The following is a 20,776-nucleotide window of genomic DNA, read 5'->3' as shown; positions in this document are numbered from 1 at the left end:
AAAGTTAAACCTGAATGTTGTTGTACTCCTTGTGCCATTTTTAGGTTCATCACAATTCCAAAGACGGAAACCATCAAGGTTTGCCCCAAATTACGAGCGTAATCGACAAACCAAAACCAAAACCAACCACCGCAGAGATAATTAGAAAAATGCCAAAGGCCGTTTTTAACGGTAACAACAGATAGCACCCACAGCCAACCACTAGAAAGCTAAGTGCAAATAACGTAATTTTATGCGGTGGATATTTAGCAATCATTTTACCAGAAATATAAGAACCAAATAACCAAACTACCGAACTAGGTGTAACCACAAAGCCCCCCATCGACGGCTTCAGTCCTAAAACGCTCTGCATCCAAATTGGCAAATAAGCATCAAAACCAATCAAGAAACCAGAAATTAATAGAATCGACACATTTTGTACAACAAAAGTACGATTTTTAAATAATTTTAACGGCAAAATTGGATCTGATTTTTGCCGTTCGACCTTCACAAATACAAAAGCACCTAATACGGCTGCTACTAACAAAATTAAACTAATTAGCCAAGCATGGGCATTATTTAAGTTCTGTAGCCCGAGCATTAAACAAACTAAGACGAACGTTAATAAGATAATACCTTGAAAATCAACCGGCTCACGCACAGCTTGACTGCGCTTAGGTTCATGCAAAAATAATTGAATCAAGATAATTGTAATCAAACCAATGGGAATATTAATGGCAAAGACCCAATGCCAAGACAGTTGTTCAACAATAAAACCACCTAACAAAGGCGCCACAATTGAGGCAATTCCCCAGGCAGACCCATTTAAGCCAATCATATTGGCCCTTTTTTCTAACGGATAAATATCAGCTAAAACGGTATACGTCAACGGCTGAATTGCCCCAGCACCTAGTCCTTGTAAAACCCGTGACAAAATTAGTTGCAACATAGAATGCGAAATACAACATAAAAAAGAACCCAAGACAAAAATTAATAAGCCAATATTTAATAAAATTTTACGACCATAGCGATCAGATAATTTACCATAAATCGGCGTCGTGACCGCGCTCATTAATAAATAGATTGAAAAGACCCAATTCATTAATTTCAAGCCATGTAAATCACTAATAATTGTCGGCATCGCCGTCGAAACAATCGTTCCTTCGACGGCTGTCATGAAAGTTGCTACAAAGACTGCAACCGTGACCCACTTAACGTTTGTTTTTTTTACTGTTGAATTCACAATATCCCTACTTTTTAATAGCTTGCTGAATCGCTGTAACTTTGTCTAATTGTTCCCATGGCAATTGCACATCAGTGCGCCCAAAATGGCCATAAGCAGCCGTTTGCTTATAAATTGGCCGCTTTAGATCTAACATCTCGATAATTCCGGCTGGTCTTAAATCAAAGACTTCCCGAATAGCTTGCACAATTTGCGAATCACTATAATCACTTGTATTAAAGGTATTAACATTAATAGAAACTGGACGTGCTACCCCGATCGCATAAGCTAATTGAATTTCAATTTGATCAGCGACCCCAGCAGCAACTAAATTCTTAGCCACATAACGTGCCGCATAACTAGCCGAACGATCAACCTTAGTCGCATCTTTGCCAGAGAAGGCTCCACCACCATGATGAGCAAAACCACCATAGGTATCGACAATAATTTTACGACCAGTTAATCCAGTATCACTACTTGGACCACCTAAAACGAAGCGTCCAGTTGGATTAATAAAGAATTTAGTTTCAGCATCCAATAGTTCAGCCGGAATAACTTGTTTAATCACTTTCTCAATCACATCTTGCCGTAAATCAGCTAACTTGACATCTGGATCATGCTGCGTACTTAAAACAACTGTATCAACCCGTAAAGCCTTCCAGTTATCATCATATTCGACAGTAACTTGCGCCTTTGAATCTGGGCGTAAATAAGTCAATTCATGTTGTTTGCGGACCTGAGTCACCTTATAAACCAACTTGTGAGCCAAGATAATCGGCAAAGGCATAAACTCTGGTGTTTCATTGGTAGCATAACCAAACATCAAGCCTTGATCGCCAGCACCAATTTGATCTAGCGGATCAGTATCATTGTCTGAATCTCTTTTTTCTAAGGCGTCATCCACCCCTTGCGCAATATCAGGCGATTGTTGATCAACCGCAATAATCACGGCACAAGTATCAGCATCAAAACCGTAAGCCGAATCCGTATAGCCAATTTCACGAATCGTTTGACGTACAATAGCTTGCATATCAACGTAAGCGGTCGTTGATATTTCGCCAGCAACCAAAACTAATCCAGTGGTCACTGTAGTCTCACAAGCAACCCGTGCTTGCGGATCCTTAGCTAAAATAGCATCCAAAATAGCATCACTAATTTGATCAGCTATTTTATCTGGATGTCCTTCTGAAACAGATTCCGATGTAAAGAAATGACGTTCTTTTTCCATAAAAATACTTCCCCCTTGAATTTAGGTTACAGGTAAGCTAAATAGCCCCATCGGGAATTTAGTTAACTAAAATATGTTATCACATATTTAAAAACATTAATACTTAATTATTTATAAACATAATCACGAGTCATTGGCAAACCAGTTCCAGAAGGACCCTTAGTTAATAGATATTGCACAACGTCAATATGTCCGGAAGCGAAGGAAGCAGCACAAGCTTGTAAATACAAATCCCACATGCGACTAAAACGTTCGTCCATCATCTCAATGACTTCTGGTAATTTAGCTTGGAAATTATGATCCCAAATTTCAAGGGTTTTTTGATAATGTCTACGTAACATTTCAGTATCAGCAATTTGCAATCCGGAACCAATAATATTTTGGATATTTTCTGTTAAGCCGGGAATGTACCCACCTGGGAAAATCCACTTATCAATCCAGCCATTGGAACCACCATGTTGTGTTTGCATCGTAATTCCGTGAATCAACGCTTTACCATTGTCAACTAAGAAATCACTAACATCTTGGAAATAACCTGGCAAGTTTTCCTCACCTACATGTTCAAACATGCCCACAGAAACAATGTAATCCCACTGACGGCCCTTCAGTTCACGGTAGTCCGTCAATAAGATTTCTGCGCGATCTTGCAGACCTAATTTTTCAATCTGTGCAGTCACATACTTATACTGTTCTTCACTTAAAGTAATGCCCGTAACCTTTAAATCATATTTTTGTGCAGCAGTCAGCATTAAAGTACCCCAGCCACAACCAATATCTAATAACGTTTTGCCTGGTTGAGGATCTAACTTTTTCAAAATATGATTAACTTTATTCAACTGTGCAGTTTTTAAATCATCATCTTCATGTTCAAAATACGCACAAGAATAAGTTAGCGTCTCATCTAACCAAAGTTTATAAAAGTCATTACCAATATCGTAATGATCTTGAACATATTCTTGATTTTTACTCTCTGAATGTTGACGGTTGGAAACAAATTGTTTAAATTTTTTATTGTATAAAAAGCTATCTTTACTTTGATAAGCGGCTAAAATTAAATCTTCGATACTGCCATCGATCTCAATTTTCTTATCCATATACGCTTCACCTAAAGCAATTGAAGCGTTAGCTGCAATCTCTTTAATTGGAATAGCTTCATGAATAGTAATATGAATTTGGGGATCGCCAGTACCATAAGTTTCAGTCTTACCATCCCAATAGGTTACCTTAAGAGGAATATTAAACGAATTTTTTAATAACTCTTTATAAAAAGTTTTTTCTAACATAGATTATTGACCTCATTTCTCAATCCAATAGTCCTACATTACACCATTAGCTAATAATCTTCAAATTTAGTAAAATTAAACTAGTCTTCATAAAGGAGTTCAGCAATGAAACTAATCAATTCCGCAACTAATCTCATAAGTTTGTTAATTTATCCGATGATTTTAACTTTAAAATACCCCACCAACTATGATCACAATAGTATGGTGTCGTTAATCTTAACAATTCTGATTGTTGTTTATAGTAATATTTTCCACCCCTTAAAAGCCAATAAATATTTCAATCTTATTTATTTCGTATTCAGTCTGGCAATTGCTTATTTGTTAAAATTGCAATCGTACCCTCACTACCTCTTTATTCTTTGGTTATGCGAATTACTAATTTGCTTATTTATTGCTAATAATTCTGTTTCAACTTTTATCTGGAATTTTTTTCTGCCGATTTTTAGTAGTATTGTCATTGTTTTTCCAATACTTCATTTTTTATCCGCCCAAATTATTTTAAATATTATTTTAATTAATTTTTTTACTTTACTGACTACACTAACTAACAACTCGCACCAGATTTTTATCGGTGGGTTTTGCATTGGAGTAGTTTTATTGGGATTATACCTACTACATTATTTAACCAACTTAGCAGTTGTGAGCTATTTAGGTTGCTTTTTAATAATTTTAATAGTTAAATATTTACTCCATTTAAAACTAAACGATTACCAATTAGATATTGTGCGAGGAATTTTTAGTTTTTTAAATTACTTCATTTAAATTTTAATGCTAAAATATTTGCGAAAGTAAAAGTACAGTCTGGCTGGTAATCCAGATCTAATTTTAATAATTAGCAGTAACTAAACCACTCGCAAACAAGAAGCTAACGCTAAAGGAAAAATTCCCTTATAAAAGCAAAGATAACAAAATAGTCTAGCTTATCAACATAAACCTGAATTAAAAATGACACTTCTAATTAGGAAGTGCCATTTTTGATTGTATACATTTTTTAATGGTCCAAGTGACAATATGCAAAAACATATGACCACTCCCAAACCAACAACAACGGATCATACTTATTATTTTCAATAGCATTAACAGTTTGCCGTATAACATTAGCTAATTCAGCTAACTGCGCCTGTGAATAACGCTGTTTTTTTAAAATTGGCAATCTTATTTTCCATTTCATAATGTCAAATAACTTTAACACTTTTAGTCAAACCTAGTATAAACACAAAAAAAGCATTGATTAATTATCAATGCTTTACCAAGATATTAAAAATGGAAGATACAGGGCTCGAACCTGTGACCCTCTGCTTGTAAGGCAGACGCTCTCCCAACTGAGCTAATCTTCCAAAAATGACCCGTACGGGATTTGAACCCATGTTACCGCCGTGAAAGGGCGGTGTCTTAACCACTTGACCAACGGGTCAGAACAAATATTTATTTATAAAATAAAATGGAAGATACAGGGCTCGAACCTGTGACCCTCTGCTTGTAAGGCAGACGCTCTCCCAACTGAGCTAATCTTCCAAAAATGACCCGTACGGGATTTGAACCCATGTTACCGCCGTGAAAGGGCGGTGTCTTAACCACTTGACCAACGGGTCAGCTAAAAGCTAACGGAGAGTAAGGGATTTGAACCCTTGATACAGGTAAAAGCCCGTATACATGATTTCCAATCATGCTCCTTCAGCCACTCGGACAACTCTCCAAATAAAAACTCCGGTTGTCAGACTCGAACTGACGACACCCTGATTAACAGTCAGATGCTCTACCAACTGAGCTAAACCGGAATAAGAGCAGCATGGCAACGACCTATCCTCGCAGGTAGTTTCCCACCAACTACTTTCGGCGCTGAGAAGCTTAACTTCTGTGTTCGGCATGATTCCAGGTGTTTCCTCCTCGCTATCGCCACCACACTTGCTCTCTTCTTACCTTCTGAAAGAACCTTAGTCCTCTCAAAACTGAATATTATGTTCTTACTCGACACCCTTGGTTAAGCCCTCGACCGATTAGTATTGCTCAGCTCCATGTATCACTACACTTCCACTCGCAACCTATCTACCTCATCTTCTTTGAGGGGTCTTACTTCATTACTGAATGGGAAATCTCATCTTGAGGTGGGTTTCACACTTAGATGCTTTCAGCGTTTATCCCTTCCATACTTAGCTACCCAGCTATGCCTTTGGCAAGACAACTGGTACACCAGTGGTATGTCCATCCCGGTCCTCTCGTACTAAGGACAGATCCTCTCAAATTTCCTACGCCCGCGACGGATAGGGACCGAACTGTCTCACGACGTTCTGAACCCAGCTCGCGTACCGCTTTAATGGGCGAACAGCCCAACCCTTGGGACCGACTACAGCCCCAGGATGCGATGAGCCGACATCGAGGTGCCAAACCTCCCCGTCGATGTGAACTCTTGGGGGAGATAAGCCTGTTATCCCCAGGGTAGCTTTTGTCCGTTGAGCGATGGCCCTTCCATACGGTGCCACCGGATCATTAAGCCCGACTTTCGTCCCTGCTCGACTTGTCTGTCTCGCAGTCAAGCTCCCTTCTACCTTTACACTCTACGAATGATTTCCAACCATTCTGAGGGAACCTTTGGGCGCCTCCGTTACTGTTTAGGAGGCGACCGCCCCAGTCAAACTGCCCACCTGACACTGTCTCCCGCCGTGCTTCAACGGCGCGGGTTAGAGCTTTCATATAACAAGGGTAGTATCCCACCAGCGCCTCCTTCGATACTAGCGTACCGATCTCTACGGCTCCTACCTATCCTGTACATGTTACACAAAAACTCAATATCAAGCTACAGTAAAGCTCCATGGGGTCTTTCCGTCCTGTCGCGGGTAACCTGCATCTTCACGGGTATTATAATTTCACCGAGTCTATCGTTGAGACAGTGCCCAAATCATTACGCCTTTCGTGCGGGTCGGAACTTACCCGACAAGGAATTTCGCTACCTTAGGACCGTTATAGTTACGGCCGCCGTTTACTGGGGCTTCAATTCTGGGCTTCGACCGAAGTCTAACTCATCCTCTTAACCTTCCAGCACCGGGCAGGCGTCAGCCCCTATACGTCATCTTACGATTTTGCAGAGACCTGTGTTTTTGATAAACAGTTGTTTGGGCCTTTTCACTGCGGCTGGCTCTTACACCAGCACCCCTTCTTCCAAAGTTACGGGGCTATTTTGCCGAGTTCCTTAACGATAGTTCTCTCGCTCACCTTAGGATTCTCTCCTTGACTACCTGTGTCGGTTTGCGGTACGGGTATTCAGTGTCTCACTAGAAGCTTTTCTCGGCAGTGTGACTATTGTGCTTCGCTACTTTAATTTCGCTCCCTATCACAACTCATCCTTCGCGGTTATAAGCATTTGACTCATATCCAGACTCGCTGCTTAGACATGCTTTTCCAGCTGCATGCTCACAATTCATCTCCTGCGTCCCTCCATCGTTCAAACAACACTGAACAGTACAGGAATCTCAACCTGTTTTCCATCGATTACGCCTCTCGGCCTCATCTTAGGTCCCGACTAACCCTGGGCGGACGAGCCTTCCCCAGGAAACCTTAGTCATCCGGTGGACCAGATTCTCACTGGTCTTTCGCTACTCATACCGGCATTCTCACTTCTAAGCTCTCCACCAGTCCTCTCGATCTGGCTTCTTCGTGCTTACAACGCTCTCCTACCACGTACATCTTTCGATGCACATCCACAGTTTCGGTACCATACTTAGCCCCGGTACATTTTCGGCGCAGAACCACTCGACTAGTGAGCTATTACGCACTCTTTAAATGAGTTGCTGCTTCTAAGCCAACATCCTAGTTGTCTGTGCAGTTCCACTTCCTTTTCCACTTAGTATGGATTTTGGGACCTTAACTGGTGATCTGGGCTGTTCCCCTTTCGACGATGGATCTTATCACTCACCGTCTGACTCCCGGAGAAAGATCTTTGGCATTCGGAGTTTATCTGAATTCAGTAACCCATGTTGGGCCCCTAGTCCAAACAGTGCTCTACCTCCAAGATCCTCTTCTCCGAGGCTAGCCCTAAAGCTATTTCGGAGAGAACCAGCTATCTCCAAGTTCGTTTGGAATTTCACCGCTACCCACACCTCATCCCCGCAATTTTCAACTTACGTGGGTTCGGTCCTCCAGTGCGTTTTACCGCACCTTCAACCTGGACATGGGTAGGTCACTTGGTTTCGGGTCTACGACTACGTACTCTCTTTCGCCCTATTCAGACTCGCTTTCGCTACGGCTCCGTCTTCTCAACTTAACCTCGCACGCAATCGTAACTCGCCGGTTCATTCTACAAAAGGCACGCCATCACTCTTTAACGAGCTCTGACTACTTGTAGGCACACGGTTTCAGGATCTATTTCACTCCCCTTCCGGGGTGCTTTTCACCTTTCCCTCACGGTACTTGTTCTCTATCGGTCACTAGGGAGTATTTAGCCTTGGGAGATGGTCCTCCCTGCTTCCGACGGGGTTTCACGTGCCCCGCCGTACTCAGGATACTGGTAGAGTGTCTCTGATTTCGCCTACTAGACTATCACTATCTCTGGTTCAGCTTCCCAACTGATTCAGCTATCTTCGACTATCTCACGTCCCAGTCCTACAACCCCAAAGAGCATGCTCTCTGGTTTGGGCTCTTTCCGTTTCGCTCGCCGCTACTCAGGAAATCGATTTTTCTTTCTCTTCCTATGGCTACTTAGATGTTTCAGTTCACCATGTCTTCCTCACTTACAACTTTCGTCGCAGTGTGACTAAGCTTTACCTTAGCCGGGTTCCCCCATTCGGATATCTCCGGATCTTCGTTTACTTACAACTCCCCGGAGCATTTCGCTGTTCGTTGCGTCCTTCTTCGGCTCCTAGTACCTAGGCATCCACCGTGCGCCCTTATTATCTTAACCTTATTTACTACTGTTTCTTACTTTCTTCGAATCTCTCGATTCTCGGTGTCTTTCTTCTCATAATATTCAGTTTTCAAAGTACTAATGTCCTTGACAGTTTCCTGTCAATGGAGGTTAACGGGATCGAACCGATGACCTCCTGCTTGCAAAGCAGGTGCTCTCCCAGCTGAGCTAAACCCCCGTACTATTTCTATGGGCCTAAATGGACTTGAACCATCGACCTCACGCTTATCAGGCGTGCGCTCTAACCAGCTGAGCTATAGGCCCGATTTCTTTCGCGCTTGTCTCTTGGTGCCCTGAGAGTAGACCTCTCAAAACTAAACAAAGTTTCTTGCCAACTGCTTTCCGTTTATTTTTCCTTAGAAAGGAGGTGATCCAGCCGCAGGTTCTCCTACGGCTACCTTGTTACGACTTCACCCTAATCATTTGTCCTACCTTAGACGGCTAGCTCCCCGAAGGGTTACCCCACCGGCTTTGGGTATTACAAACTCTCATGGTGTGACGGGCGGTGTGTACAAGGCCCGAGAACGTATTCACCGTGGCATGCTGATCCACGATTACTAGCGATTCCAACTTCATACAGGCGAGTTGCAGCCTGCAATCCGAACTGAGAATGGTTTTTAGAGTTCTGCTTGCCCTCACGAGTTCGCTTCTCGTTGTACCATCCATTGTAGCACGTGTGTAGCCCAGGTCATAAGGGGCATGATGATTTGACGTCGTCCCCACCTTCCTCCGGTTTGTCACCGGCAGTCTCACTAGAGTGCCCAACTTAATGCTGGCAACTAGTAACAAGGGTTGCGCTCGTTGCGGGACTTAACCCAACATCTCACGACACGAGCTGACGACAACCATGCACCACCTGTCTTCCTGTCCCCGAAGGGAACCCTGTATCTCTACAGCTTTCAGGAGATGTCAAGACCTGGTAAGGTTCTTCGCGTTGCTTCGAATTAAACCACATGCTCCACCGCTTGTGCGGGCCCCCGTCAATTCCTTTGAGTTTCAACCTTGCGGTCGTACTCCCCAGGCGGAGTGCTTAATGCGTTAGCTGCAGCACTGAGAGGCGGAAACCTCCCAACACTTAGCACTCATCGTTTACGGCATGGACTACCAGGGTATCTAATCCTGTTCGCTACCCATGCTTTCGAGCCTCAGCGTCAGTTACAGACCAGAGAGCCGCCTTCGCCACTGGTGTTCTTCCATATATCTACGCATTTCACCGCTACACATGGAGTTCCACTCTCCTCTTCTGCACTCAAGTTTGACAGTTTCCGATGCACTTCCTCAGTTAAGCTGAGGGCTTTCACATTCAGACTTTTCAAACCGCCTGCGCTCCCTTTACGCCCAATAAATCCGGACAACGCTTGCCACCTACGTATTACCGCGGCTGCTGGCACGTAGTTAGCCGTGACTTTCTGGTTGAATACCGTCACTACTTGAGCAGTTACTCTCAAGCACGTTCTTCTTCAACAACAGGATTTTACGATCCGAAAACCTTCTTCATCCACGCGGCGTTGCTCCATCAGACTTTCGTCCATTGTGGAAGATTCCCTACTGCTGCCTCCCGTAGGAGTTTGGGCCGTGTCTCAGTCCCAATGTGGCCGATTACCCTCTCAGGTCGGCTACGTATCATCGCCTTGGTGGGCCTTTACCTCACCAACTAGCTAATACGCCGCAGGTCCATCCTTTAGTGACAGCCGAAACCGTCTTTCATTCCTTAATCATGTGATTAAGCACTTTATGCGGTATTAGCAACTGTTTCCAATTGTTATCCCCCGCTAAAGGGCAGGTTACCTACGTGTTACTCACCCATCCGCCGCTCGCGTCCATATCTTCCTACCCGAAGGTATTCCGTTACTTCTGCTCGCTCGACTTGCATGTATTAGGCACGCCGCCAGCGTTCGTCCTGAGCCAGGATCAAACTCTCATTTTTTGTTAGTTTGTTGACTCAGACTTAGAACTCTAACGTTCTTTGTCTTCTTTATTACTTTTAAATTGACAGGTTCTTTTTCAAGAACCCAGCACTTGGCTTTTAAAGAAACTTTGTTCAGTTTTCAAAGATCTACTTAACTTTTTGTTGATTACCACTTGATTAAGCGGCTTATTTAGTTTATCATCTTATCATGAGCTTGTCAACTGTTTTTTTTATTTGCTTAACAGTGACGCGCATGACTCATTGACAACAGAAAATATATTATCAACTTTTTTACCCTTTTGCAACCCCTTTTTGACATTTTTTGCAAATTCCTTGGATATTTAATTCGATTTTTTCTATTTCAAACCCTGAATCCTTGATTAACCGCCGTTTTAAAGATTCATAATCATGATAATTAATATCGTAAACTTGCCCACAAATTCGGCAAATTGCATGAAAATGTTCTTGGTGATAATAATCAAAATGAATTGACCTATCATCATAGGTCAATTCATTAATTGGAGTTATTTTAGACAAAAACTTGAGATTATTATAGACAGTAGCAATACTAACATTGGAAGTGACCTCATCTTTGAGATCGTTATAAACCATTTCCGCTGTAGGATGATTTTGATGGGTCATCATATATTTCAAAATAAGCAATCTCTGTTCAGTCATCCTTACTTTGTGTTGCCTTAGGTCTTGAACTTGTTCCTGAAATTCTTCTTCAAATTGATCAGTATCCAAACTTAGCCACTCCTTTCTTAATTAGCTAGCTCTGGAGCGTCTGTGTGATAGAGATTCATTAATGATTTATTATTATTCTTATATTCCAAGCTAGACTTATCTTTTTTATTCTGAGCCTTTAATTTCTTTAAGGATTTCTTTTTAGAATAATTAAAATCTTTTTTATTTACTTTGTCAAACCCCTTTGGTGTGTAGAACCTCAGCAGATCACCAGTAATAATCTTATCCGACAATGATAATTCAGTTGCTACTTTATTAGACATAGCATCAACACGACTTTTTTGTTCTGGGGTCAAGTCTTTTGCCGCTTTACCATTCTTAGTATAGTAGTAAGCACCGTTGACCTTTGTAAATTCTGGGGATACAAAGTCTCCGTTCCGAAAGGCAACTAATTGTGGATGTTTATTCGACAATAAATCAGAACCAAATTGAATATTATTACGATTATTAACACCCAATAAATTCAAAATTGTTGGTAATGCATCGATTTCACCACCGTACGTGTGATTAACTCCACCTTGCAAACCATTCATATGAATCATAAATGGTACCCGTTGAAATTGGGCATTATCAAAATCGTTAAATTTGTCCTTACCCAATAACTTAGCAACAGCCTTCTTATGATTACCTGAAATACCGTAGTGATCTCCATAAAAGACTACCATACTATTTTTATCTAAGCCTGTAGCTTTCAACCAATTCATAAATTCACCAATTGATTGATCTAAATAATGTGCTGTTTGTACATAACCATCAACAGTTTTATCACCGGTATTAGTTTTAGAAATGGTCTGATTCTTTTTATCTAACAAATACGGATAGTGGTTCGTAACGGTAATCACTTTAGCATAAAAAGGTTGCGGCAACTGTTGGATATAACTAGCAGTATCCTTCATAAAGATCTTATCTTTCATGCCATAACCAACATTATAATTTTTCTTTTGCTTATAGTAATTGGAGCTAAAGAAATAGTTATACCCCCAGGATTTATAAGTGTTATCGCGATTCCAAAAACTAGGTACATCGCCATGAAAAGATGCGGTTGTATAACCATGCTGATCTAAAATAGCTGGCGCAGCTTGAAAGGTATTCGATGTACCGTCAGTTACCATCGCTGCCCCTTCAGGCAAGCCAAATAAAGAATTTTCCATCATCATTTCGGCATCTGCAGTCTTACCTTGTCCTACTTGATTAAAGAAGTTATCAAAACTCAAGGTATTACTTTCATGATAAATCTTATTCAAATTAGGAGTAACTTCTTGATTATCCCATTTAAAATCTAATAAAAATTGTTGGAAACTTTCCAAATGAATCACAAAAACATTTTTACCCTTAGCTACTCCGGTATATTGCACATTCGGAGCAACATAATTGTTACTCATATAGTTCTTAACTGTCTTCATATCAGAACTATCAGCACTAGCTTTGACTGCGCTAGTTTTCGCAGCTTTGACTGTATCATAAACCGAATAAGCATTTAAGCCTAAATATTTCACAATATAATTATTATCAAACGTCCGGGTTAATAAGCCTGAACGATCCTGTTGCGCCAAAGTTAAGTTAATCCCAAAGCTAACAATGGCAATCCCTGTAATTGTCAAAGGGATTTTCGTAGTTAACTTTTGAATATCTATTTTCACAACTTTAAAAGCTAACAAAATAATTAATACTAAAACATCTGCAAAAGCTAAAAAGTCAGTTGGTCTAATAATTCCTACAATGCTGGTACCCAGATTATTCGAAACAGAACTAGAACCCTTAATTAACGTCAAAGTTAAAAAATCCGAAAATTCTCGATAATATAAAATATTAGCAAAGAGCCAAGTTGACGTAATTAGATCAATAATCATCATGTAAATGTATGATTTACGCCCCTTCAAATAAAGCGCAATTCCTAATAATAAAATGGTTGTTGGAATAGGATTTAAGAATAACAAAAACGCCTGCATGCTCGTCTTGATTCCTAAATTAAACTTATTCAAACAAATCAAATAAGTTTTAATCCAACACAAAACTACCGCTAAAGTAAAAAAGCCTAGCTTAGTGTTGAAAGTTTTTGCTAATTTTTTTCCGAAGTTCTTCATTCTGAAATCTTTCCTCCACGTACCGAATACTGAGTACGTTCATTAATTGGTTTAAATGCAATGGCAATAATTCCTAAAAACATGCCTAGATAATAAGTTATAAAGCGCCAAATAAACATGCCTAAAACCAGTTGACTTGGCAAGCTAATGTACTGTGAGAATAAAGTGCGAAAACTATATTCAGCGCCACCTGTACCACCCGGAATAGGAAAAATGGATGTGATCATGACAATCATTACTTGTGTAATTAAAACGTTAATGATATTAACATGTTGAACGTGTAAAGCCAACAAAGTGAAATAAACCACTAAATAATAAAAAATTAATTGAATAAAAGTCAAAACAGCTGCTTTACAAACTTTTCGCCGTTCTTTTTTTAAAATTAAACTTTCTTGGTAAAAATTGTCAATTTTATTAAGCACCTTAGTTGTCCAATACTGTACTTTGGTTGTATTAACAAACAAACCGACAAATTTCATGATTAATAATGTTACTTGGCGCGTAAAACGATAATAAAACATAATCATTAATAATACACCAATTGTCACAACGTGTAACAAAAAACCACAAACAATCAAGATAGCTAATCCGGCAAAATGGTGCGCAATTTGGTCAAATTGAAAAAGCATTGCAATGATAAAGTTAATTAAAACAATCGTTTGATATATAACAAATTTCATTAATAGGACTGAACTGCCACGGCCTACCTCGACCCCTGATTGAACTAAAGAAACGATTTGTGCGGGTTGTCCCCCCGAAGAAAAAGGTGTAATCGCGTTAAATAAAGCTTGGATCCAAGGAATTCTTAAAATATTCCACCAATGATGTAACTCATCATCACGATTCTGCAACAAAACTTTTAAAACTAAAGCCTCAAAAAAGAACGAACAAAACATTGATCCAAAAGCGATCAGTAGCCACCACCAATTGATAGTGGTTGCTTGATGCAACAATGATTGCAAGTTAGTTTTATGAATTTCAAAAGCAAAGATTCCCCCGCCAATCGCGAGCATTACTAACATTGCTCCAAAATTTTTACGATTCATTAATCGTTCCTCATCTGTTGAAATTGGTTTAAATAAAAATCATGCCAAATTCGGCTCAAATGTTCTTGTGAATAATAATGAGCAGCACTAATCGCTTTTTGTGCTAAAGTCGCTAATTGTTCTGGATCATGTTGCAATTCTCGTAAAGCTTGATTCATGGCTGCATAGTCCTGAGCTGGACGATATTTATCAGCAATAATTGCTTGGTAAAGTTCCAAATCACGCAACATTACTGGTGTGCCTGTATTAAAGGCTTCTAGCACCGACATTGGGAACAATTCATCATACGAAGGTAATAAAAATAAATCAGCCGCATTTAAATATTCATTTAATTGCGTACGCGGAATAATATCTGTAAAAGTTAAATTTTTTGGTGCTTGGCGAATCATCTGTTTATAACGGTCATAGCCGTCAGTAATTGCGCCAAACGAAAAACCACCGGCCCAAATAAATTGGACATCAGGATTTTCCACCGCTAAGCGATAAAAATCATCAATACCTTTACGTTTTTGCACTTGACCATCGCCAAAAACCATGAAATCAGTTGGAGCCAAACCCAATTGAGCCCGAACTTGATTCCGTTTTTTGTCAGAAAACCGGTAAAATTCCATGTTCGAGACAAAATTTGGAATATACGTCACTTTTTGTGGGTCAATCCCATGTTGTGCTAACTTAGGAATAAAACTCGGATTAACCACAATCAAATGATCCATGCGTTGATAGAATGAAATAATATATTTGCTAACTAGCCCTTGCGCCATTTTAGGAATTCGCAAACTACCTTGTAGTGTTTCTGGCAAAAAATGAACATAGCCAATTTTTCGGCCGCGATTTTTCATAAAAGTAGAAGCATAAAACTGCGGATCAACGGTATGATAGTGACTAATATCGCTGGTGTGGACAAAGTCATTGACATTTATTTGAAAATCTTGACTTAAAGAAGTGTTTAATAATTGCATCAACTCAGTATAAGCACTGCCAACTCCTTGACCTGCTACTTTTTGTGATGACGAAAACATCGTGATTTTAATCATCGTAATATTGACCGTCCTTTAATGGCTCATTAGCTAATTTTTTACGTAAAAAATATTTATAAGCATCTTGATAAAAGTTTAAGACTTGATCACCAAATAAATCGGCTGAAATTTCATGTAATTTTTTCTTTCGTGGTTCCGGATCATCAAAAGCTCTTGGATGATCCAAGTATTGTAACACTAAATTAGCGAACTGTTTGGGATCTTCATAAGTGACTCCAAGTGCTGGATCATCAAGTAAATTATCAGTGTAAGGACTCGAACGCACCACACACTTTAAACCAGAAGCTAATGCCTCAATAAATGTTAAGCCCTGTGATTCCGTATCACTAGCGGAAACAAACAAATCTGCCATTTGATAATATGGCGCCACGTGATCATGATCAACTTCACCAGTAAATAAAACGTGTTGTTGTAAATTTAACTGTTGAACCTGTTGAACTAAATCAGCCTTATCGGGGCCACCACCAACAATGACTAAAATTAGTTCGGGATAATATTTAATTAATTGTGGTAACTGTTGAATTAATAATTCAATCTTTTTTTCATTGGCAATACGACTGAGCGTCAATAAAATAGGATGCCGATCAGTTAGTTGCCAACGTTGTAACAACGGTTGTGGGTCAAGTTGCTGGGTAAAAGCCGACAAATCAACTCCGGTTGGAATAATTTGCATCGGTGTTTTAATACCGTAACCGCGTAAAGTATCATAAACTCGTTGACTAGGCGCAATCACACCAGACATTCCGGAAATAAATAACTTGGACATTTGCTTAACGTGTGCTGGCTTTAATAAATGACCATTCAAAACATAGTGCAAGTAATCTTCATACATCGTGTGATACGTGTGCACACACGGAATTTTTAAGCTATGCGCAACAAACTTACCAATCAGTCCCAGTGAAAATTCCGTTTGCGTATGCACAATATCTAAATCTAATTCTTTTGCCAATTTTAATGCATGAAACATTCCACGATACGCAATACGCCGATCGGTAAACGAAATAAACGGAATACTGCCTAAACGAAAAATATTAGGTTCCACAGTATTTTTAGCAACATGCGGATCAGAGGTTGTAAAAATATAAACTGTATCTCCCTTACGTTCTAAGTCATTCTTTAAAGTTTGAATAGACGTTGCTACACCACTAACTTGGGGGAAATAAGTATCCGTAAATATCCCAATATTCATTATTTCATACTCCCTTAAATCAGGTTGATATGCCTAATTATAACAAAATAAGTCGCCAAAACATATTATCGTAATAAAAAAAGCAGTTTTTCAACTGCTTTAGGAAAGCAACTTTTTAAATTGCCGATTTTTCCACAAAATGGAAAACAAAATATATCCAATCAATACTGCAATAAACTCACCAATAAAAATATATACTATCGTTAAAAATAATGGTGCCTTCGTCATAATGTTGAGTTCCAACCCCACAATCACACCGTTAACAATGCCAGCAATCACGGGGACCCAATAGCCTTTGTGAAGATGAATTATTAATAAGAAAGTTAGTAACGACGCAAAAGTTCCGACAAAAATATCCACCGCCGCCGTCGGGCTAAATAAATTAGTAATAAAACAGCCTAAGGTTAAGCCGGGAATAAACTTTTTATTGTAAAAAGGTAACATGACTAAAACTTCTGAGATGCGTAGTTGAATATTGCCGTAGGCTAAAGAATTTAAAGGTGGGGTAATGGTCAATACCACATAGATTGCTGCCATTAGCGCATTTAAAATCCAATCATGAGTTGAAAACTCTGCAAAATATTTTTTCAAAATAAATCCTCCATCATCTTTGTTTAAAGACAGGTTTTCCTGGAGTTCTCCAAACTGTCTCAAATTTTTTTATAACAAATCACGCTCTTGTAACTTATTATCAATTAACTGTAAAACTTTTTTGCGATCCTCTTCATTTTCAACAAAGTCATATTGATCACAACTAATCTTCATTTTAGGACTATAATGATAATCCTCGTACCACCGATCATAGCGTCCTAACAAATTATGATAATAATCAATTAGTGAAGGGTCATTTTCAGGTTGTTCATAAGAACGCCCCCGCTTTTTAATATGCTCCAACATTTTCTCATAAGAAACATCCAAATGTACTAATAAATCAGGCGCTTTTTTATGAGCAGCATATGGCAACTCTTCCATCATATTATCTAATAATTCATCATAAACTTGCACTTCTTGTTTAGTAGCTCGTCCCATATCGGCATTGATATGGAAGAATAAAGAGTCTTCATAAATTGAACGGTCTAAAACATTGTTATCATCAGACAAAGCTCGCTTAATAGAAGCAAAACGCTTGTTTAAAAAATAAATTTGTAATAAAAATGCATACTTTTTAGGATCATCATAAAACAAGGGTAAGACGGGATTATCATCAACTTGTTCATAAAAAGCTTGTGTTCCTAAATGCTCTGAAACAAGCGTTGCTAGGCTACTTTTACCTGCCCCAATCATACCACTTAAAACTATCATCATGTTTGCCCTCCTTAAAAAATCCTTATCTATAATAGCACATACCCCACACATATTGTAGCTCAACTTTGGGTTACTACTAAATCTAGTAGTTGTCAACAATTAACTAATCTCTATGAGAGCAATAAAAAAGCTAGACTCCGTAAATTACTATTTTAGTTTTCACGGAGTCTAGCCTGTTTAATCAATCAAAATAATTTAAGCATCCAATCCCATTTCTTTTTGAACAACACTCGCAATTTGGTTGCCAAAACGTTGGGCATCTTCTCTAGTAGCAGCTTCAATCATTACCCGGAGTAAAGCTTCAGTTCCACTAGGGCGAACTAAAACTCGGCCATCACCATTCATTTCCTTTTCAACTGTATCAATGGCCTCTTGAATGGCAGGATAATTTTGCCAATCATTTTTATTTTGCACTTTCACATTAATTAATACTTGTGGATAAGTTTTTACTGGCGCTGCTAGTTGCGACAATTGTTGACCAGTTTGTTTAACAACGTTTAACAACTGAATACCGGTTAACATCCCATCACCCGTGTTATGCAAATCAAAAATGATCACATGACCTGATTGTTCGCCACCTAAGTTATAGCCATTCTGAACCATTTCAGCAGCCACATGGCGATCACCAACATCCGTTTGAACGGACTTCATACCGTTCGCTTCAATAGCTTTGTATAAGCCCAAATTACTCATCACTGTAGTAACAATAGTATCCTTTTTCAAACGACCGTGGGCTTTAAAATAGTTGCCCAGAATAAACATAATTTTATCACCGTCAACAATATTCCCCTTTTCATCAACAGCAATACAGCGGTCACCGTCACCATCAAAAGCTAATCCGACTTGCGCCCCCTGCTTAACCACTTCTCGCGCTAATTTTTCCGGATGCGTAGAACCAACACCATTATTAATATTAACCCCATCAGGATTAGTAGCAATCGTGGTAAAATCAACGTTCAAATCTGCAAATAACTTGCTGACTAATTGACTAGTTGAACCGTTAGCACCATCTAACACCACTTTTACTCCTGATAAATCATCAGAAATACTCTGCCGTAAGAACTCTAAGTATTTCAAAGAGCCTTCCTTATAGTCCTCCAAAGTACCAATGCCTTCAGCTGAAGGCCGCGGCAAAGAATCTTCTGGTTGATCCAAGAAGTGTTCAATCTCTTCTTCAGTAGCATCCTTGAGCTTATAACCATCTGGACCAAAAAATTTGATACCATTATCGCTGGCTGGGTTATGTGACGCCGAGATCATAATGCCGGCATCAGCTCCTTGGACTTTAACTAAGTAAGCCACTGCTGGAGTCGTAATCACTCCTAAATTTAAAACTTCAATCCCGACTGATAATAATCCGGAAATTAATGCTGTTTCTAACATTTGTCCCGATTTACGAGTATCACGTGCCACCAAAACTACTGCTCGATCTTCGTCACTATCTTTTTGTTGGGACAATACAAAACCACCAGCACGTCCCAAGCGAAAAGCTAGCTCCGGTGTTAATTCTTTATTCGCAATACCGCGGACACCATCAGTACCAAAATATTTAACCATTTTTATCCTCTTATTCTAATTATTTATTGAAGCTGGATTAACTGTTGAAGATTGATCATCACCAGTTTTTAAATAGACCTTAATAGTTCGTGGACTCGAATCTATAATATCAGATTTTACTTGATTAATTGTAATAACTTTTGATTTTTTAGTTCCCATCTTAGAAACGTCGATTGGAATTTCTAATTCATTAAGATTATCCAATACCGTTTTCTTAGCATAAACGCGTACTGCAGCGACATCCGAAGTGATATGATAATTTTTATTTTCGGGTAGATTTTTTGGTACAAATTTTAAGTTTACTTTTTTACTCGGTAAACTGACGGGAACTTTAACCCGGGTAGTCTGTGGAGTTAACAGGACTGATAACGTGCGCCCTTGAGCATCTAACGCTTGCAATAAAACTTCTTGATGAAAATCGGTTGATGTACCATGAGGTAACTTAGCATGGGCCACCACTTGACTAATTCGCTGAACTTCACTGCGCGCACCAACGACTTGAACCACCTGCGGATCCACACTAGCATCGCCACCGATATAACCCGGAGCAATTTGCTTCGCATTATATTTAGCTTGAATCGGAAATACTTGTTGAGCCTTCGGCTCAATATCAACTTCGACATAATGCGGCTTGATAGAGTATTTTAGATCGCGATTTAAACCACTTTGATGAATTAAAACACGATGATGACCCACACTTAAATTGTGCAGATTAATATACACCGTAAAATTATGTGTGTTCTTGGTCGCCGTAACTAGGGCTGAGGGGCCCTCCAATTTGACGCGTACTTGTTTAGGATAACCAGTAATAAAATAATTTTCCGCATCGGAATTTACCTGTAATTTCATATTAAAGGTAACAGTTTTGTTAGCATTAACCACATTGCCAGCAGTTACCCCATTTCGGGTACTGCCAATACTAGGTAAGGAGACGCTCCAGTACAGCCATAAGGCTACCAAAAAGGATAATAACAAATAAAAATATTTAGAATCAATGAATTTGCGCCACTTTTTCATTAGTTATTTCCTTTCTGGAAATGTGCCAAAAATTTCTTAAAAATTGAATTGGATTGTGGCGTTGTGGGAGCTAATTGGGCCCGTAAATAGTTCAAGTAATCATCCCGGCTAAGATCTAACATCATATGGTTTTTATGCGTAATCATCACCCCACCAGTTTCCTCCGAAACCACAATCGTCAAAGCATCAGTTACTTCACTAATCCCCACGGCCGCTCGGTGCCTAGTGCCTAATTTTTTCGGAATGGCATTACTTTCCGACAACGGCAAATACGCC

The 20,776-nt window shown here is 39.4% G+C and carries 14 protein-coding genes, 8 tRNA genes and 3 rRNA genes; all 25 read right to left on the bottom strand.

Annotated features, from left to right (window positions below):
* Positions 1-73: 73 nt before the first annotated feature.
* Positions 74-1,222: an MDR family MFS transporter gene (locus AC3B6B_RS09215; protein ID WP_489758322.1), complete on the bottom strand. Its 1,149-nt coding sequence runs from the start codon at positions 1,220-1,222 to the stop codon at positions 74-76.
* Positions 1,223-1,229: 7 nt separating this feature from the next.
* A complete protein-coding gene (gene metK, locus AC3B6B_RS09210; RefSeq protein ID WP_489757723.1) occupies positions 1,230-2,429 on the bottom strand; it encodes a methionine adenosyltransferase in 1,200 nt (399 codons plus the stop codon).
* Positions 2,430-2,536: 107 nt separating this feature from the next.
* Positions 2,537-3,712 (bottom strand): class I SAM-dependent methyltransferase, encoded by a 1,176-nt coding sequence (locus tag AC3B6B_RS09205; RefSeq protein ID WP_489757722.1) that lies wholly within the window; start codon positions 3,710-3,712, stop codon positions 2,537-2,539.
* A gap of 991 nt (positions 3,713-4,703) precedes the next feature.
* Positions 4,704-4,865 carry a helix-turn-helix transcriptional regulator gene (locus tag AC3B6B_RS09200; protein ID WP_489757721.1) on the bottom strand — a complete coding sequence of 54 codons (162 nt, stop codon included), beginning with the start codon at positions 4,863-4,865 and terminating at the stop codon, positions 4,704-4,706.
* A 111-nt stretch (positions 4,866-4,976) separates the two neighbouring features.
* Positions 4,977-5,049, bottom strand: a tRNA-Val gene (locus AC3B6B_RS09195).
* A gap of 5 nt (positions 5,050-5,054) precedes the next feature.
* A tRNA-Glu gene (locus tag AC3B6B_RS09190) sits at positions 5,055-5,126 on the bottom strand.
* Between the two features lie 28 nt (positions 5,127-5,154).
* Positions 5,155-5,227 (bottom strand) — tRNA-Val (locus tag AC3B6B_RS09185).
* A 5-nt stretch (positions 5,228-5,232) separates the two neighbouring features.
* A tRNA-Glu gene (locus AC3B6B_RS09180) sits at positions 5,233-5,304 on the bottom strand.
* 13 nt (positions 5,305-5,317) lie between these two features.
* Positions 5,318-5,408 (bottom strand) — tRNA-Ser (locus AC3B6B_RS09175).
* Between the two features lie 9 nt (positions 5,409-5,417).
* Positions 5,418-5,490, bottom strand: a tRNA-Asn gene (locus tag AC3B6B_RS09170).
* A gap of 9 nt (positions 5,491-5,499) precedes the next feature.
* A 5S ribosomal RNA gene (rrf, locus tag AC3B6B_RS09165) occupies positions 5,500-5,616 on the bottom strand.
* Between the two features lie 73 nt (positions 5,617-5,689).
* Positions 5,690-8,606, bottom strand: a 23S ribosomal RNA gene (locus tag AC3B6B_RS09160).
* 108 nt (positions 8,607-8,714) lie between these two features.
* Positions 8,715-8,787 (bottom strand) — tRNA-Ala (locus AC3B6B_RS09155).
* 12 nt (positions 8,788-8,799) lie between these two features.
* Positions 8,800-8,873, bottom strand: a tRNA-Ile gene (locus AC3B6B_RS09150).
* Positions 8,874-8,969: 96 nt separating this feature from the next.
* Positions 8,970-10,536, bottom strand: a 16S ribosomal RNA gene (locus tag AC3B6B_RS09145).
* The 16S, 23S and 5S rRNA genes sit together here with 8 tRNA genes alongside, the layout of an rRNA operon.
* Positions 10,537-10,809: 273 nt before the next feature.
* Positions 10,810-11,265 (bottom strand): Fur family transcriptional regulator, encoded by a 456-nt coding sequence (locus AC3B6B_RS09140; RefSeq protein ID WP_489758315.1) that lies wholly within the window; start codon positions 11,263-11,265, stop codon positions 10,810-10,812.
* 17 nt (positions 11,266-11,282) lie between these two features.
* Positions 11,283-13,349, bottom strand: coding sequence for an LTA synthase family protein (locus AC3B6B_RS09135; protein ID WP_489758314.1), 2,067 nt, complete (start codon positions 13,347-13,349; stop codon positions 11,283-11,285).
* Positions 13,346-14,395, bottom strand: coding sequence for a lysylphosphatidylglycerol synthase transmembrane domain-containing protein (locus AC3B6B_RS09130; protein ID WP_489758313.1), 1,050 nt, complete (start codon positions 14,393-14,395; stop codon positions 13,346-13,348). Before AC3B6B_RS09130 ends, AC3B6B_RS09135 begins: the two co-directional genes overlap by 4 nt.
* Positions 14,395-15,429 (bottom strand): glycosyltransferase family 4 protein, encoded by a 1,035-nt coding sequence (locus AC3B6B_RS09125; protein ID WP_489758312.1) that lies wholly within the window; start codon positions 15,427-15,429, stop codon positions 14,395-14,397. The genes AC3B6B_RS09130 and AC3B6B_RS09125 overlap by 1 nt, the downstream gene beginning before the upstream one ends.
* Entirely contained in the window at positions 15,422-16,621 is a 1,200-nt protein-coding gene (locus AC3B6B_RS09120; protein ID WP_489758311.1) for a glycosyltransferase family 4 protein, read from the bottom strand. The genes AC3B6B_RS09125 and AC3B6B_RS09120 overlap by 8 nt, the downstream gene beginning before the upstream one ends.
* Before the next feature lie 99 nt (positions 16,622-16,720).
* Positions 16,721-17,212: a QueT transporter family protein gene (locus tag AC3B6B_RS09115; protein ID WP_489758310.1), complete on the bottom strand. Its 492-nt coding sequence runs from the start codon at positions 17,210-17,212 to the stop codon at positions 16,721-16,723.
* Between the two features lie 69 nt (positions 17,213-17,281).
* The gene (locus AC3B6B_RS09110) at positions 17,282-17,923 is read right to left on the bottom strand and encodes a deoxynucleoside kinase (protein ID WP_489758320.1); all 642 of its coding nucleotides are present in this window, start codon (positions 17,921-17,923) and stop codon (positions 17,282-17,284) included.
* A gap of 198 nt (positions 17,924-18,121) precedes the next feature.
* Positions 18,122-19,483 carry a phosphoglucosamine mutase gene (glmM, locus tag AC3B6B_RS09105; protein ID WP_489758309.1) on the bottom strand — a complete coding sequence of 454 codons (1,362 nt, stop codon included), beginning with the start codon at positions 19,481-19,483 and terminating at the stop codon, positions 18,122-18,124.
* A gap of 15 nt (positions 19,484-19,498) precedes the next feature.
* A complete protein-coding gene (locus AC3B6B_RS09100; RefSeq protein WP_489758308.1) occupies positions 19,499-20,500 on the bottom strand; it encodes a CdaR family protein in 1,002 nt (333 codons plus the stop codon).
* On the bottom strand, positions 20,500-20,776 hold a 277-nt coding region (locus AC3B6B_RS09095), incomplete at its 5' end, for a diadenylate cyclase (protein WP_489758321.1). The genes AC3B6B_RS09095 and AC3B6B_RS09100, both read right to left, overlap by 1 nt.

It is taken from the genome of Bombilactobacillus sp. ESL1197, from assembly GCF_058107145.1.
Note: the sequence above shows the minus strand (reverse complement) of the source record. Positions and strands in the feature narration are given on the sequence as shown.

What these genes read in the sequence shown, in the direction of transcription:
- metK (WP_489757723.1), bottom strand. Translation starts at nt 2,429, where the DNA reads ATGGAAAAAGAACGTCATTTCTTTACATCGGAATCTGTTTCAGAAGGA.
- AC3B6B_RS09205 (WP_489757722.1), bottom strand. Translation starts at nt 3,712, where the DNA reads ATGTTAGAAAAAACTTTTTATAAAGAGTTATTAAAAAATTCGTTTAAT.
- AC3B6B_RS09135 (WP_489758314.1), bottom strand. Translation starts at nt 13,349, where the DNA reads ATGAAGAACTTCGGAAAAAAATTAGCAAAAACTTTCAACACTAAGCTA.
- AC3B6B_RS09130 (WP_489758313.1), bottom strand. Translation starts at nt 14,395, where the DNA reads ATGAATCGTAAAAATTTTGGAGCAATGTTAGTAATGCTCGCGATTGGC.
- AC3B6B_RS09125 (WP_489758312.1), bottom strand. Translation starts at nt 15,429, where the DNA reads ATGATTAAAATCACGATGTTTTCGTCATCACAAAAAGTAGCAGGTCAA.
- AC3B6B_RS09120 (WP_489758311.1), bottom strand. Translation starts at nt 16,621, where the DNA reads ATGAATATTGGGATATTTACGGATACTTATTTCCCCCAAGTTAGTGGT.
- AC3B6B_RS09110 (WP_489758320.1), bottom strand. Translation starts at nt 17,923, where the DNA reads ATGATAGTTTTAAGTGGTATGATTGGGGCAGGTAAAAGTAGCCTAGCA.
- glmM (WP_489758309.1), bottom strand. Translation starts at nt 19,483, where the DNA reads ATGGTTAAATATTTTGGTACTGATGGTGTCCGCGGTATTGCGAATAAA.
- AC3B6B_RS09100 (WP_489758308.1), bottom strand. Translation starts at nt 20,500, where the DNA reads ATGAAAAAGTGGCGCAAATTCATTGATTCTAAATATTTTTATTTGTTA.